Raw genomic sequence first — 14,050 nt, 5'->3', positions numbered from 1 at the left:
TTGTTAACGAATGTTATCCATTTGATATATTGGTAAAAATCTTATCTATTTGATTTTAATTAAAAACCACTATTTTTGTGGGTTTATTCCGTCATTGAATATCAATACAATGTGAATGAAGGAAGAAGCTTTAGTGATTAAATAGTTTTCAGATGGATATTAAGCGATGGTTGAGAGTGATGGCGGTGGCTTGTTGTGGGATGTTGTGTGTTATTTAAAGGAGTATCGATAACAATACCTGTTATCGATACAATATATAATACGTTAGATTTAGGTTAGACCGATGATATTGCCATCAGCATCAAGATCAAGATTCATGAATGCGGGTTTTTCAGGTAGGCCTGGCATGGTCATTACATTGCCACATAAAGCATAGATAAAACCGGCACCTGCACATAATTTCAGCTCTCTAATTGGAACGGTAAAATTTGTTGGTGCGCCTTTAATATGCGGTTCGGTAGTAATCGATAATGGCGTTTTTGCCATACATATTGCTAATTTATTAAAACCTTGTGCTTTTAATTGGGCCAATTGTTGAGTCGCTAAAGGTGAAAGCTCAATATTTTTAGCACCATAACCAATTTCAGCGACTGCCATTAATTTTTCTTCAATGGTTTGGTCTAAGCTATACAGTGGTTTGAAGTTTGCAGGCTTTTCGCAGGCATGAACAACGGCATTTGCGAGTGCTATTGCGCCATCGCCTCCTTTTGTAAATGCTTCACTTAATGCAACATCAACATGAACATTAAACGTTGTGGTTAAAATCAGTTGTTTTAATTGCTCAAGTTCTTGATCGGTATCTTGTGGGAAACGGTTAATGGCAACCACAACCGGGACACCGTATTTGGCGGCGTTATTAATATGCCAACGTAAATTCTCAAAACCAGCAATTAGGGCAGCTGTATCTGTCTCAAAAATAGTATCAGGTAGCCGTTGTCCTGGGCGTAAATCATAAAGCCCAGAATTCGCTTTAAGGCCCCGTAAGGTTGTAACTACGACTGCACAATCGGGCCCACGTCCTGCTTGTTGTGCTTTAATATTACACGCTTTTTCAAACCCCATATCAGAACCAAATCCACCTTCAGTAACCGTAAACTCACTTAATTTCAGTGCGATTTTATCGGCAATAATAGATGAGTTACCGTGGGCAATATTTGCAAATGGGCCTGCATGGATAAGGGTTGGCACTCCTTCTAGCGTTTGCATTAATGTGGGTTCAATTGCTTCACACATAGTAACGGCCATGGCGCCCGCAACTTTGAGATCTTCGGTAGTAACCGGTTCACCATCAAGGTTATAAGCGACAACTATTTTACCAATTCGCTGACGCATATCGGCTAAATCTGTAGCAAGGGCTAAAATTGCCATTAATTCAGAAGCGGCAGATATATCAAAGCCATCGTGGCGTTCAAGACCATTAATGGTTTTACCTGGTTCATTTTGACCAATGGTGATCATACGTAGTGCGCGATCATTGTGGTCGATTACTCGCTTCCAACTAATATTATTAATATCAATCCGTAGTGCTGGTAGGTCTGTATGTGCAGTAAAAGTGTCATAACCTAAGCGATTTTCATGATAAAGACGAGCATCTAATGCTGCAGCTGCAAGATTATGTGCGGCAGTAACAGCATGAATATCACCCGTTAAGTGTAGGTTGAGCTTTTCCATTGGAGCTACTTGGCTATAACCGCCGCCAGCAGCACCGCCTTTAATGCCAAATACTGGCCCCATTGATGGTTGGCGAATGCAAGCAAATACAGAGCGTTTAATTTTAGCTAACCCTTGTGCTAAGCCAATGGTGGTTACTGTTTTACCTTCACCTAGCGGAGTGGGAGTAATGGCAGTAACCAGTATTAGTTTACCTTCTGGTTTATTACTTAACCGTTTTAAAATAGCGGGTTTTACTTTGGCTTTTAAGCTGCCTTGAGGCGTAAGATCTTGTGCTTCAATGCCAGCATTAAAGGCGATGCGATCAATGGGGGTGAGTCGCGTTTCACGGCAAATTTCGATGTCGCTTTTCATGAGAGCTTATTTCCTCATCGGCAGAAAGAGTAATACGAATATTGATATTTAATGCTTTTTAACTGAAAAGATGTCTTTTTTATTAACGCAAACGTTTGCTTTTGGTTTATACCATAATTTTATCATGGATAAATATCATTTTATGGTTTTTTTATAGGGACTGTTGCTATTTGGTGGAAGATAAAGAGGGGATATTTATCGTATTCCATTATTATGAAATGTATTATTCCATTATTAGTTATTGGTTGTTTTTTACTCTGCATTTAAAGTATATAAATTATAAAAAATGACCCTGATCAAGTAGGGTGTAATTTTAGCAAAGGAAGTTATTATGCAAGAACCTGTAACGAAGTGGAAGTATACAGTACCAATCTCATTGTTAATTATGGTGTTGTTAATCTCTTTTCTTGTCACAATTTTACCGTTGTCACGATAAATACTATTTTATCTTTTCAGTTTAAATAGAAAAGAGCGACTTATCTAACTCCTTAGAGATAAAGATAAGCCGCTCTTTTTTGTATTAACAACTATGACACCGTTGTTTAATACATAACCTTCTTGCCATAGCTTGCAAGAATGTTTTTAATATTTTCCATTGTTTCTTTTTTCGGTGGCTTAATCCCAGTTAATGGGTATTCAAAGCCTAGTGCTTCCCACTTGTGCTCACCAAGCTGATGGTAGGGTAGCAGCTCGATTTTTTCAATATTATCCATGTCTTTGATGAACTCACCAAGTTGGTGTGCAGATTGCTCGTCATCAGTGTACCCCGGTACAATCACGTAACGGATCCAAGTCTTTTGGCCGCGCTGGTGTAGGTAACGTGCAAAATCAAGTATACGTTTATTTGAAACGCCAGCTAAGTTTTGGTGAACGTTATCATCCATTTGCTTGATATCAAGCATTACCAAATCTGTGGCATCTAAGACTTCATCTACCACATCAGTATGTTTACGGATGTAGCCATTGGTATCAAGGCAAGTATGAATACCATCAGCTTGTGCTGCACGGAAGAAATCACGGACAAATTCTGGTTGCAGCATGGCTTCGCCACCAGATGCGGTAACACCACCACCAGAAGCATTCATGAAGTGACGGTATGATCTTGCTTCATGCATCAATTCTTCAATAGTAGCTTCACGACCGTCATGGGTGTCCCATGTATCACGATTGTGGCAGTATTTGCAGCGCATTAAGCAACCTTGCAGGAATACAATAAACCGAATTCCTGGGCCATCGACGGTTCCGCAAGATTCGAAAGAGTGAATACGACCTGTTACTGACATTGTTCTATTTCTCCGCATATCGCGTTTTATTTATGTGTTATTTTATTACAAAACAGGTTTTGAATATAGCGAAAACTCAAGATGTTAATCAATATGGTTGCGTAAAAGTAAGTGGCATTTAAACGGGTTGTATTTGTTGTGTTGACGGTGAACTAATTAATAATTGGTGGCTTCGTTGTTGCCATTGAGTATGCCAAATAGGAATTTGACTAAATGGCAATGGTGGTGAAATAAAATAGCCTTGTGCTAGCTCACAACCCATTTTTTGCAGTTTTAGCCATAAGGTAATATCTTCCACACCCTCTGCAATTGCCGTTAGATTGAGGCGTTGAGCGAGTAATAAGCAAGTTTCAATAATCACTTTAGCGGTATAGTTTGTTTGCATTGCTTGTACAAAACTAATATCTAACTTTAATGATTTAAACGGTAAGATATCAAGTTGTTTTAATGATGAATATCCCGTACCAAAATCGTCAATTGAAAGATTAAAACCATACATGCCTAATCGAGCAGCCGCTTCTAATGCTTTTCCTGCAGATTCAAAAAGATCCGATTCGGTTAATTCAAAATATAACCAATGATGCAGTTGTGGATATTGATGATGTAGCGCTAACACGTTATTAATGAAATTACGTTCAACTAATGTTTCTGCTGATATATTGACAGCAACCTTGCGGCCACAAAAAATAGGTTGTTGACTAATTATATGATTAATTATCAGTAATGCTAGTTGGCTGTCTTTTCCTATATTCGATATTATTTTAATAAATTTCATTGCTGGAACAATGCCATAATCTGGATGAATAAAACGGATTAATGCTTCGCTAGCAACCCATTCTCCAGTTTGTAAACTTACGATGGGTTGATAATAAGGAATAAGATAATTGGAATTGAATGCCTCGATGATATCTTTTTCAGTAAGATCTTGTTGTAAAGGCGGTGTTATGTTGTTTGATTGTAAGTTGTTTGTCGCGATGATTAACAATTGTTTTAATTGTTCAAGGTGAGTAGGTTTAACTAAAGTACCTAATAAATTAAGACCATAGTTTTTACACATTTTATCGACACTATGTAGAACACCCGCATTTAAAGCACTGGTAATAATTATTGCGCCAGTAAACTGTTGTTCAGCAAGGTGACCTAGAAAACTAATACCATCCATTTGTGGCATGTTGAGATCACAAAATAATAATTGTGGTTGATAACGTGTTACCGCTGCTAATGCATCAATGCCATTGGCTGCAAAATAGAGATGATCTTGATTTGGATCGATAAGATGAGTTAATTGGGTTGCAAGAACTTGACGTTGAAAGTCATGATCTTCAATCAATAATATGTTCATATTTCGATCCTATTTACTGTTAATTTGATGTGATAATTGTTCGATTAAATGTTCAATCTGCTGGTAATTTTGTTGTATACCCGTTATGTCTCTTTGAATATGTTGTGTTTGTAATTCAAGCTTCTGAGTTACTTGTGCTAATGGATGAAAAGCCATCATCCGTGCAGCTCCTTTCATACGATGACTCACCATAAAGATATTATCATTGTTTTGTTGTGTTATTGCTGTTTTAAGTTGTGATAAATCATCAAAACAAGAATCTAAATATTGTTGTAGTAGCGTTTGGCAAAGATCATTATCACCAAAAATGGGTAATAGTTCATTAATATCAATAAGAGCAAGAGGTGTTGTTGATGTTACTGGTTTAATTATTTCTAGTGATAAATCTTTAATGTTCTTAGTCATGTCTAATGGTTTTAGCCATTGAGTTAATACTGTTTTTAGCTGTTGTTGTTTTAATGGCTTAATTAAATAATCACTAAAACCCATCACTTTAAAACGATCTGTATTCGTTAGCGCATTAGCTGTAATCGCAATAATGGGTAATATAGCCGCTCCTGTTTGCCGTTCTTGCTCTCTGATTGTTTTAGTTAACTCGTAACCATCCATTTCAGGCATATGGCAATCTGTTAATAAAATATTGTAGTGAGTATTTGCTAGTGCAGATAAAGCTTGTTTACCATTGTCCACAATATCGACAGCATAATTAAGTTGTTCTAGTTGTTGTTTGAGTATTTGTTGATTGATCGGGTGATCTTCTGCTACCAAAATATAACGATGATTAGCAATAGCCTGCTCTCGAGTCTGAGGCGAAGGTAAGGAATGCTGGTATTGGTAGTCATTATTATAAGGTTGGAATGGTTGGGTTAATGCGCGATAAAGTTGTTGAGATAAGAGTGGGCTTAGGGAAATATTACGCGCGTTAATATTGGATGTTAACATTACATCAGTTGATGTAATGGTGATCCAATTAACAGATGGTAAGTTAATAGCGATCCAATTAAGATCAATATTATGCTGTTCTGCCCATGATTGAGGTACAAAAATGGTATTAATACATTGGATTGATATCGCAACCGCTAGCTGTTCTTTTGTCGTTACATTTAGCTGGGATATAGAGCAATGCCAAGCCGTTAAGTAGTTTATTAAGATGGGATCATCTACCATTGATAATAATCCACAGTGTTTATTTAATGCTTCAATTTTAGTTGGCTGACAAATATCAAAGGTCAGTGTGATGATGAAATTTGAACCTTGATTTGGATGACTTGATACTGCGATCGTACCACCCATTAATTGAATAAGTTGATGACAAATAGATAAACCTAGCCCGGTACCGTTATAACGACGATCAGTATTTTGTTCTATTTGTTCAAATGGTTGAAATAGCTTAGAGATATCTTTAGGGGCGATACCAATACCGGTATCTGTGACTCTAAAAGTAATAACTTGTTGGTTATTTTGTTGCGACAATAAATTAATATCAAGACGTATTTCCCCCTGAGAAGTAAATTTAATCGCATTATTTAGCAAATTATTAAGAATTTGTTTAAGACGCATACTATCAAAACGTAAACTTTCGGCAATATTAGGATCTAACCATAATTTAAAATCGAGTCCTTTTTGTGTGGCATGAATAGCATGCGGTTGCACTAAAATAGTGATTATTTGGTTTAATATTTTTTGTTGGGGATGAATCTCGAGTTTGTTTGATTCAAGTTTAGAAAAATCTAATACGTCATTAACAATGTTTAATAAATGGTCACTTGAAAGCATGAGATTTTTATGTATTTGATTTATTTCTGGTTGTTGTGCGTAAGGCTTCATTAAATCTAATAAACAAATAATACCGCTAATTGGGGTGCGGATCTCATGACTCATTATTGCCAAGAAACGTGATTTTGCGGTGGTTGCTGCTTGAGATTTTTGTTTGGCTATGGTTAATGCTAATTGTTGCTGCTTTAATTGAGTGATATCAATCAAAATACTATTCCACTGCCAACCGACTGCTGCTGGGGTAATTTTGCAGCGTAGCTCAATCCAGCAAGGGGTTGTGGAGTCTTGGTTATTGACTTGAAGCTCTGTACGCCAATAGCCTTGTTTTACAGCGTTACGCATTTCTGTGAGTAAGATTTGATGATCATCTCGCTGGGCAATGCGATCTTGTAATAAGCGTGGAAAAAAATAAAATTTGCTGGCTGAAATACCAGTAAAATCAATAATTTTTTCACTTATGAATAAAATATCAATATCCATTGGATCATCACTTTTTTGGTGATGTTGAATCAATACGCCATCAAAATTATTGGTTAAATAAGTTAATTTTTCTTCGACGGCTTTACGGTGTTTAATTTCAAGGCTTAGACGACGATTCCAAATGGTAATGGCACCAATAATACAACTTATGGCTAAACTAAATGTGATAGCTAATATAATTAACCGATGATAATCACCATCCTCTTTAAGAATAATCGTATACCACTTTTTTTTGATATTAGCTAACGTATCAGGAGCCAAAGAGTCCAATACTTTATTAATAATATTTCTTAGTAAGACATTATTTTTTTTAACGGCAAATGCGATTTTTTGGTCTTGGTTATCTATACGGCTCGAAACAATTTTTAATTGACCTAAAAAATTATTTTGTAATAAGACTTGGGCGACAGAGAGTGGTATAACAGCATAATTAATATCATCATTAATAACAGCATTAAGAATATCAATGTTAGTTTTAAACTGATGAATCTTAACTGTAGGATAATGCTCTTTTACGCGTTGAACTGCAATTTCTGAGTTAAGAACACCAATTATATTCGTTGAATTAATAGATGTTAGTTTTTTATGATTAATACGGTCAACCATTACCCATTTATCATTACTATAAGGTGCAGTAAAGGTGAGTTCTTTATAGCGATTAGCTGTTGTAGCTATCGCGGCAATAATATCTATATCATTATCCGCTAATTTTTTCTTACCATCTTGATAATTATTAATTGGAACTATCGTTGTAGTAATATGAAGTTTTTCTTTTATTATTGTTAATATGTCTTTTAGCTGGTGCAAGATAATATCATTATTGATTAATATTGGTGATACTGGAAATTGGTATCCAATACGAATATTTTCATGTTGTTGTAAGTAATTATTTTCAGATTTAGTTAAATGAAGCTGATGTGGATCACTTAACATCTTTTTTTGGGGTGCTGTTAACCATTTGTCGTAAATATTAGTTAATACGGTTTCTGGTAGCTGGTTGTAAGCCTTATTAATTTTATTTAGGAGCAGAGCATGATTTTTAGTGGCTGTGATATATAAGCGTTCAAAAGAGAGCTCTGTTAATGGTGAAAAATATAATGATTTTTTTAAATCACCAAAAGTATACAAATTATGTAGCATAAGGCTGTTACCAATATAAACATCGGCTAGCCCTGTTTCGACGGCATTAAGTGCAATAGTATTTGATGGCAGTGAGAGTATTTGATTTTTAATATGTAAATTGGCTATTTTTTGTTTGATAGCGAAACCATCTTCAACACTGATCGTGACATTATTCAGATCAGCTATTTTGGTATGTTGTGGTGAACGGCTAAGCATGGCGAATGATGTACTTAAAATAGGATCACTAAATAGCATATATTTTTGGCGATCAAATGTTGCTGCAATACCTATTAATAGATCAATATCGTTGCGTTTAAATGCTGAGATCATTTCATCAAAATTGGGGTAATAGATATTTTTTATTTGATAGCCGGCTTGAGCGGCAATAGCGTCCATAAGAGCGGGTAATAATCCCACGATTTGATCATTATTTTTAAATGCTAATGGTGCCCAATTAAGTGAAGTATAACCAACGGTTAAGATTGGCATTGTTTTATGGGTTGATTCGTTGGCAAAAGTGACAGGTATGGAAAGCGTAAATATTAGAGTTAGCAGTAATATAAAAATTTTCATCGAAAAATACCTAGAATAACAAATCAATAAGTTAATATAGAGGCCGTTGAAGACAGCGATACTGTGCTTTTAACTTTAAATACCAGTCAGGTTTAAATCCTTGTGATTCAAAGGTCCATCGAGCTTCTTTAATCCATAGTTGATGTCGTGGGTCATTATCTATATAGCCACGTGAAAATAATTCAACTAAACACCGAGCTAGCGCGTCATCAAAACGATACTGAGGCCATAATAGCAACATGGATTGGCCTGTCTCAATATAATACTTTTGCATTTGATTTTGCACAAATATTCTCAACACTATCGATACCTGAATGTTGATAGTATTCAAAAGCTCGATCATTGATAGCGCGTTGCTTAAAAAATTGAAGAAATATAACGAAGCGTGTTTTTATCTTCAAATTTTTGGCATAAAAAAACCGGCTATATAAGCCGGTTTTTATTAGGAAGCGAACTTCCTACACAAGAGGCTCTATATTATAGAGACGCTGTGAAAGTACGAGCGATAACGTCAGCCTGCTGTTCAGCAGTTAGAGAGTTAAAACGCACAGCATAACCAGATACACGGATAGTTAACTGTGGGTAGTTCTCAGGGTGCTTAACTGCGTCTTCTAGAGTTTCGCGGTTAAGAACGTTAACGTTTAGGTGTTGACCACCTTCGATGCCAGACTCATGGTGGAAGTAACCATCCATAAGACCTGCTAGGTTGTTCTCTTGAGTATCAAGATCTTTACCTAGTGCGTTTGGAACGATAGAGAATGTGTATGAAATACCATCTTTAGCGTGTGCAAACGGTAGTTTACCTACAGAAGTAAGTGAAGCTACAGCGCCTTTTTCGTCACGACCGTGCATTGGGTTAGCACCTGGTGCGAAAGGAGCACCTGCACGACGACCGTCTGGAGTGTTACCAGTTTTCTTACCGTACACAACGTTAGATGTGATAGTTAAGATAGACTGAGTAGGGATCGCATCACGGTACATCTTGTGTGAACGGATCTTGTTCATGAAACGCTCAACAAGGTCACAAGCGATGTCATCTACACGTGCATCGTTGTTACCAAATTTAGGGTAATCACCTTCAATGCTGAAGTCTACGGCTACGCCATCTTCATCACGGATTGGTGTTACTTTAGCGTATTTGATTGCAGATAGTGAGTCAGCTGCAACAGATAGACCAGCGATACCACAAGCCATTGTACGCTTGATGTCACGATCGTGTAGAGCCATAAGCGATGCTTCGTAGCTGTACTTGTCGTGGCTCCAGTGAATAGCGTTTAGCGCTGAAACGTAAGTTGTTGCTAACCAATCCATGAAGTGATCTAGACGAGCTAGAACATTTTCGTAATGGAAATCAGCATCAGTGATAGGCTCTTCTTTAGGACCTACTTGGATCTTAAGTTTTTCATCAACGCCGCCGTTGATTGCGTAAAGCATAGTTTTAGCAAGGTTAGCACGTGCACCGAAGAACTGCATTTGCTTACCAACAACCATTGGCGATACACAACAAGCGATAGCATAATCGTCAGAATTCATATCTGGACGCATTAGGTCATCGTTTTCGTACTGGATAGAAGAAGTATCGATAGATACCTTCGCACAGAACTTCTTGAAGCCTACAGGTAGTTGCTCAGACCAAAGAACAGTGATGTTTGGCTCTGGAGAAGGACCCATTGTGTATAGGCTGTTTAGGAAACGGAAGTTTGAACGAGTAACTAGTGTACGACCGTCAAGACCCATACCACCCATTGATTCTGTTGCCCAGATTGGGTCACCAGAGAACAATTCATCGTATTCAGGAGTACGTAGGAAACGAACCATACGTAGCTTCATTACGAAGTGGTCGATCATTTCTTGAGCTTGTGCTTCAGTGATCTTACCATCAGCGATATCACGCTCGATGAAGATGTCTAGGAAAGTCGAAGTACGACCTAGAGACATTGCAGCACCGTTTTGTGATTTAACTGCAGCTAGGTAGCCGAAGTAAGTCCACTGGATAGCTTCTTGTGCAGAAGTTGCAGGAAGAGAGATATCACGACCGTATTTAGCAGCCATAGTCTTGATTTGACCAAGAGCACGGTGCTGTTCACAGATCTCTTCACGACGTTGCATAGTCATTTGAAGATCTTCGCCGTTTTCAAACATCTTTTCTAGAGATTTGAATTGAGCTAGCTTGTCAGCCATTAACTTGTCGATACCGTAAAGTGCGATACGACGGTAGTCACCAATGATACGACCACGGCCGTATGCATCAGGAAGACCAGTTAGAATACCAGACTTACGACATTTGATGATTGAAGGAGTGTAGATATCGAAAACACCTTGGTTGTGTGTTTTACGAAGCTCTGAGTAAACCTTCTTGATAGTAGGATCTAGTTCACGACCGTATACTTTGCATGAGTTTTCGATCATGCGGATACCACCGTTAGGGATCAAACCACGCTTAAGAGGCGCGTCAGTTTGAAGACCTACGATCATTTCAAGTTCTTGGTCGATGTAACCAGCATCATGTGCAGTGATAGTAGAAACAACATCAGTATCGAAATCAACAGGTGCGTGAGTCGCGTTTTCCTGTTTGATGCCTACCATTACAGCTTCCCAAAGTTTAGCTGTAGCTGGAGTTGCTTCTGTTTCTAGGAAAGAGCCGTCACCCTCAAAAGGAGTGTAGTTCTTTTGGATAAAGTCACGAACGTTTACTTCGTTCTGCCAATCACCAGCTGTGAAGCCTTCCCATGCAGCAAATTGCTCTGCCATTGTATACCTACCTATTACTATTCAGTAGAAAAAAAATAAGTGTTACCGTGTTAAAACTTAATGATGGCTATTGCCGTTAAGTTCTGGACGACGGTGAATAACCCAATATGTTAGTCCAACTAATACGCCACCACCAATGATATTACCAATGGTTACTGGGATTAGATTGTTTATAACGAAATTATGTACAGTTAAATCTGCAAATTGAGCAGGATTTACGCCTGTCATGGTCCAAAATTCAGGACCAGAGAATGCATGAATTACGATGCCCATTGGAATCATAAACATATTTGCAATACAGTGCTCAAAACCACATGCAACAAACATTGCAACTGGCAGCAACATTACCATAACTTTATCAGTGGCACTACGGCATGAAAAAGTCATCCATGTTGCAAGACAAACCATTAGGTTACATAGCATACCTAAAACAACAGCTTGTCCAAAATCATGATGAAGTTTATGTTGTGCGATTTTCATTGCATTAATACCCCATTGGCCATTCGCACCAAGGTGTTGTTTTGCAATCCAAATACATGCAACAAAGAAAATTGCGCCAACGAAGTTACCGAGGTAAACAATGCCCCAGTTTTTCATTAACTGACCAGTAGTAATGCGACCGCTTGCACGAGCAACAGTGGTTAATACAGAAGAGGTAAATAGCTCACCGCCACATATAACTACTAGGATTAAACCTAACGTAAAGGCTAGACCACCGGCAAATTTAGACATACCCCAAGGCATATCACCTGCGCCAGTCGTTACTGTTGTATAAAATACAAAAGCAATTGAAATAAACACACCGGCAGTTATCGCTAAAAAGAATGACTGTAACGGGTGTTTTGTTGCTTTATAAACGCCGACTTCTTCGGCTTTATGTGCCATTGCTGGTGGCATCAGTGAGTCAAAAGGATTGTTTTCCATTTTTACTGGCGTGCTCTTTAATGGTTTAAGTTTGGCTGCCAGAATAATAGCAAAGGTTGTGAATCATAAATTTGATCTGGATCATTGCGGTGAAAATTTATAACAAAATTAGACATATTGTTACAGTTTAAAATAATGTAATTAATTGAATTTAAAGAGTATAATTTTTTTTGAAAAAACTAAAAAAAATTTTAATGTAATTTTGTTTCATAATTATTCGGTCATGATTACAAAATTCACCTCCTTTATTAATCAATGACTTATGTTTTTTTGAATTTTTTTTAACGTATTTATGTCGCTATAAAAAATATTGATTCAACTTTTTTTATATTTACCTTTATCGATGAATAGCACTCATTAATATAAATTAAGTCTATACTGTAACGGTATAGTATAATTATATTGATGAATATATATGCAAAATCAATAAAAGCCGATATCAATGATGGTCGGCTTTTAGATGTAATTATTAGTTTGAGTAACTATGGTTATTATTACTTAATTAAAACATTAATCGGTAAAAGTAGACCAAATTGGGGCGTGATCTGAAGGCTTTTCAATGCCGCGGAGTTCGTAATCAATACCTGATTCTGTACAACGATCAGCCAATGTTGGTGTAGCTAAAATTACATCAATACGTAAGCCTCTATTATCAACAAAGCCTTTTGAACGGTAATCAAACCATGAGAATTGATCATCGACTGTTGGATGAAGTTGACGGAATGTATCAATAAAACCCCAATCTAATAAGGTTTTCAACCATTGACGCTCAATCAGTTGAAATGAACATTTACCTGTTTTTAACCAGCGTTTAGCGTTTATTGGGCCGATACCAATATCTAAATCGATAGGACTGATATTAATATCGCCCATTACGATAAGTTGTTCATCATTGGTATGTTCAGTATCAAGATAACTCATCAGATCAGCGTAAAACTTTTCTTTTGCAGGAAATTTGGTTTCATGCTTAACGTTATCCCCTTGAGGAAAATAACCGTTCATTACCGTAATATTGGTCCCATTTGGTTGCGCAAAAGTTGCCATGATCATGCGGCGCTGGGCTTCGTCATCATCACTGGGAAAGCCTTTTTGTACGCTAATAGGTTCTTGCTTACATAGCATAGCGACACCGTAATGGGCTTTTTGACCATGAAAGTAGACTTTGTATCCCATTGCTTCTACATCCGCTAACGGAAAAGCGTCGTCATGAACTTTAATTTCTTGTAAACCGATAACGTCAGGTTGATGCTTATCAATAATAGCTTGAAGTTGATGTAAGCGAGCACGTAGCCCATTGATGTTAAAAGAAATAACTTTCATATTTAGTATCCATAACTGCGAATGATTATTGGTTACTGATATTAGCACATTGCTCTATCACTTCAATATATGATCATTTCAATCAGGAGCGATCATATCTATAGTGTAAGTTTATTTGGGTATAAACGAGTATGCAGGCCTAACCCCGTGATGATGGTGATGGTGAAAGTTAACGATAAACCCAATGTTGTAATAACGAATTTCAGCTATCCAGTCATTTTTTCTTATTATCGTGAGATGTTCACTGTCACTGAGTAATGCAGAACACGGCTGATCATCAATAATCAGTATCTTGATCTGTTTCCAATTTATGTTGGTATGGGGAGATGCTTCTGTCATAACGATCCATATACTATATGAATTATCATACATATTTATTGGCTAGTCTGATGAGTTGATCGTGTGACGTGATTTATTTTTGATATGAAAAAGCCAGCTGCTAAGCAACTGGCTG

Annotated in this window: 9 protein-coding genes; all 9 read right to left on the bottom strand. The window is 37.1% G+C overall.

Features of this window, described 5'->3' with window-relative positions; genetic code table 11:
- Positions 1-270 precede the first annotated feature (270 nt).
- The 9 genes from GLP24_RS17735 to GLP24_RS17695 all read right to left on the bottom strand — a co-directional run bounded on the left by GLP24_RS17735 (position 271) and on the right by GLP24_RS17695 (position 13,935).
- Positions 271-2,025: a formate--tetrahydrofolate ligase gene (locus GLP24_RS17735; RefSeq protein ID WP_232616339.1), complete on the bottom strand. Its 1,755-nt coding sequence runs from the start codon at positions 2,023-2,025 to the stop codon at positions 271-273.
- 542 nt (positions 2,026-2,567) lie between these two features.
- Positions 2,568-3,308 carry a pyruvate formate lyase 1-activating protein gene (pflA, locus tag GLP24_RS17730; protein ID WP_232616338.1) on the bottom strand — a complete coding sequence of 247 codons (741 nt, stop codon included), beginning with the start codon at positions 3,306-3,308 and terminating at the stop codon, positions 2,568-2,570.
- Positions 3,309-3,426: 118 nt separating this feature from the next.
- The gene (locus GLP24_RS17725) at positions 3,427-4,650 is read right to left on the bottom strand and encodes an EAL domain-containing response regulator (RefSeq protein WP_152652998.1); all 1,224 of its coding nucleotides are present in this window, start codon (positions 4,648-4,650) and stop codon (positions 3,427-3,429) included.
- 9 nt (positions 4,651-4,659) lie between these two features.
- Positions 4,660-8,601: an ATP-binding protein gene (locus GLP24_RS17720; protein WP_232616337.1), complete on the bottom strand. Its 3,942-nt coding sequence runs from the start codon at positions 8,599-8,601 to the stop codon at positions 4,660-4,662.
- A gap of 31 nt (positions 8,602-8,632) precedes the next feature.
- Positions 8,633-8,875 (bottom strand): hypothetical protein, encoded by a 243-nt coding sequence (locus tag GLP24_RS17715; RefSeq protein WP_232577925.1) that lies wholly within the window; start codon positions 8,873-8,875, stop codon positions 8,633-8,635.
- Between the two features lie 203 nt (positions 8,876-9,078).
- The gene (gene pflB / locus GLP24_RS17710) at positions 9,079-11,352 is read right to left on the bottom strand and encodes a formate C-acetyltransferase (protein WP_152653000.1); all 2,274 of its coding nucleotides are present in this window, start codon (positions 11,350-11,352) and stop codon (positions 9,079-9,081) included.
- 57 nt (positions 11,353-11,409) lie between these two features.
- On the bottom strand, positions 11,410-12,276 hold the full coding sequence (gene focA, locus GLP24_RS17705) for a formate transporter FocA (protein WP_101769304.1): 867 nt from the start codon (positions 12,274-12,276) through the stop codon (positions 11,410-11,412).
- A 510-nt stretch (positions 12,277-12,786) separates the two neighbouring features.
- Positions 12,787-13,596 carry an exodeoxyribonuclease III gene (xthA, locus tag GLP24_RS17700; RefSeq protein WP_232612584.1) on the bottom strand — a complete coding sequence of 270 codons (810 nt, stop codon included), beginning with the start codon at positions 13,594-13,596 and terminating at the stop codon, positions 12,787-12,789.
- A 111-nt stretch (positions 13,597-13,707) separates the two neighbouring features.
- Positions 13,708-13,935, bottom strand: coding sequence for a hypothetical protein (locus GLP24_RS17695; protein ID WP_232616336.1), 228 nt, complete (start codon positions 13,933-13,935; stop codon positions 13,708-13,710).
- Positions 13,936-14,050: the final 115 nt, after the last annotated feature.

The organism is Photobacterium carnosum, from assembly GCF_021236965.1.
Taxonomy (GTDB): Bacteria; Pseudomonadota; Gammaproteobacteria; order Enterobacterales; family Vibrionaceae; genus Photobacterium; species Photobacterium carnosum.
This window is presented reverse-complemented; position numbering and strand designations above follow the sequence as displayed.

Coding starts and splice junctions, on each gene's coding strand:
- GLP24_RS17735 (WP_232616339.1), bottom strand. CDS start 2,025: ATGAAAAGCGACATCGAAATTTGCCGTGAAACGCGACTCACCCCCATT.
- pflA (WP_232616338.1), bottom strand. CDS start 3,308: ATGTCAGTAACAGGTCGTATTCACTCTTTCGAATCTTGCGGAACCGTC.
- GLP24_RS17725 (WP_152652998.1), bottom strand. CDS start 4,650: ATGAACATATTATTGATTGAAGATCATGACTTTCAACGTCAAGTTCTT.
- GLP24_RS17720 (WP_232616337.1), bottom strand. CDS start 8,601: ATGAAAATTTTTATATTACTGCTAACTCTAATATTTACGCTTTCCATA.
- GLP24_RS17715 (WP_232577925.1), bottom strand. CDS start 8,875: ATGCAAAAGTATTATATTGAGACAGGCCAATCCATGTTGCTATTATGG.
- pflB (WP_152653000.1), bottom strand. CDS start 11,352: ATGGCAGAGCAATTTGCTGCATGGGAAGGCTTCACAGCTGGTGATTGG.
- focA (WP_101769304.1), bottom strand. CDS start 12,276: ATGGAAAACAATCCTTTTGACTCACTGATGCCACCAGCAATGGCACAT.
- xthA (WP_232612584.1), bottom strand. CDS start 13,596: ATGAAAGTTATTTCTTTTAACATCAATGGGCTACGTGCTCGCTTACAT.
- GLP24_RS17695 (WP_232616336.1), bottom strand. CDS start 13,935: ATGACAGAAGCATCTCCCCATACCAACATAAATTGGAAACAGATCAAG.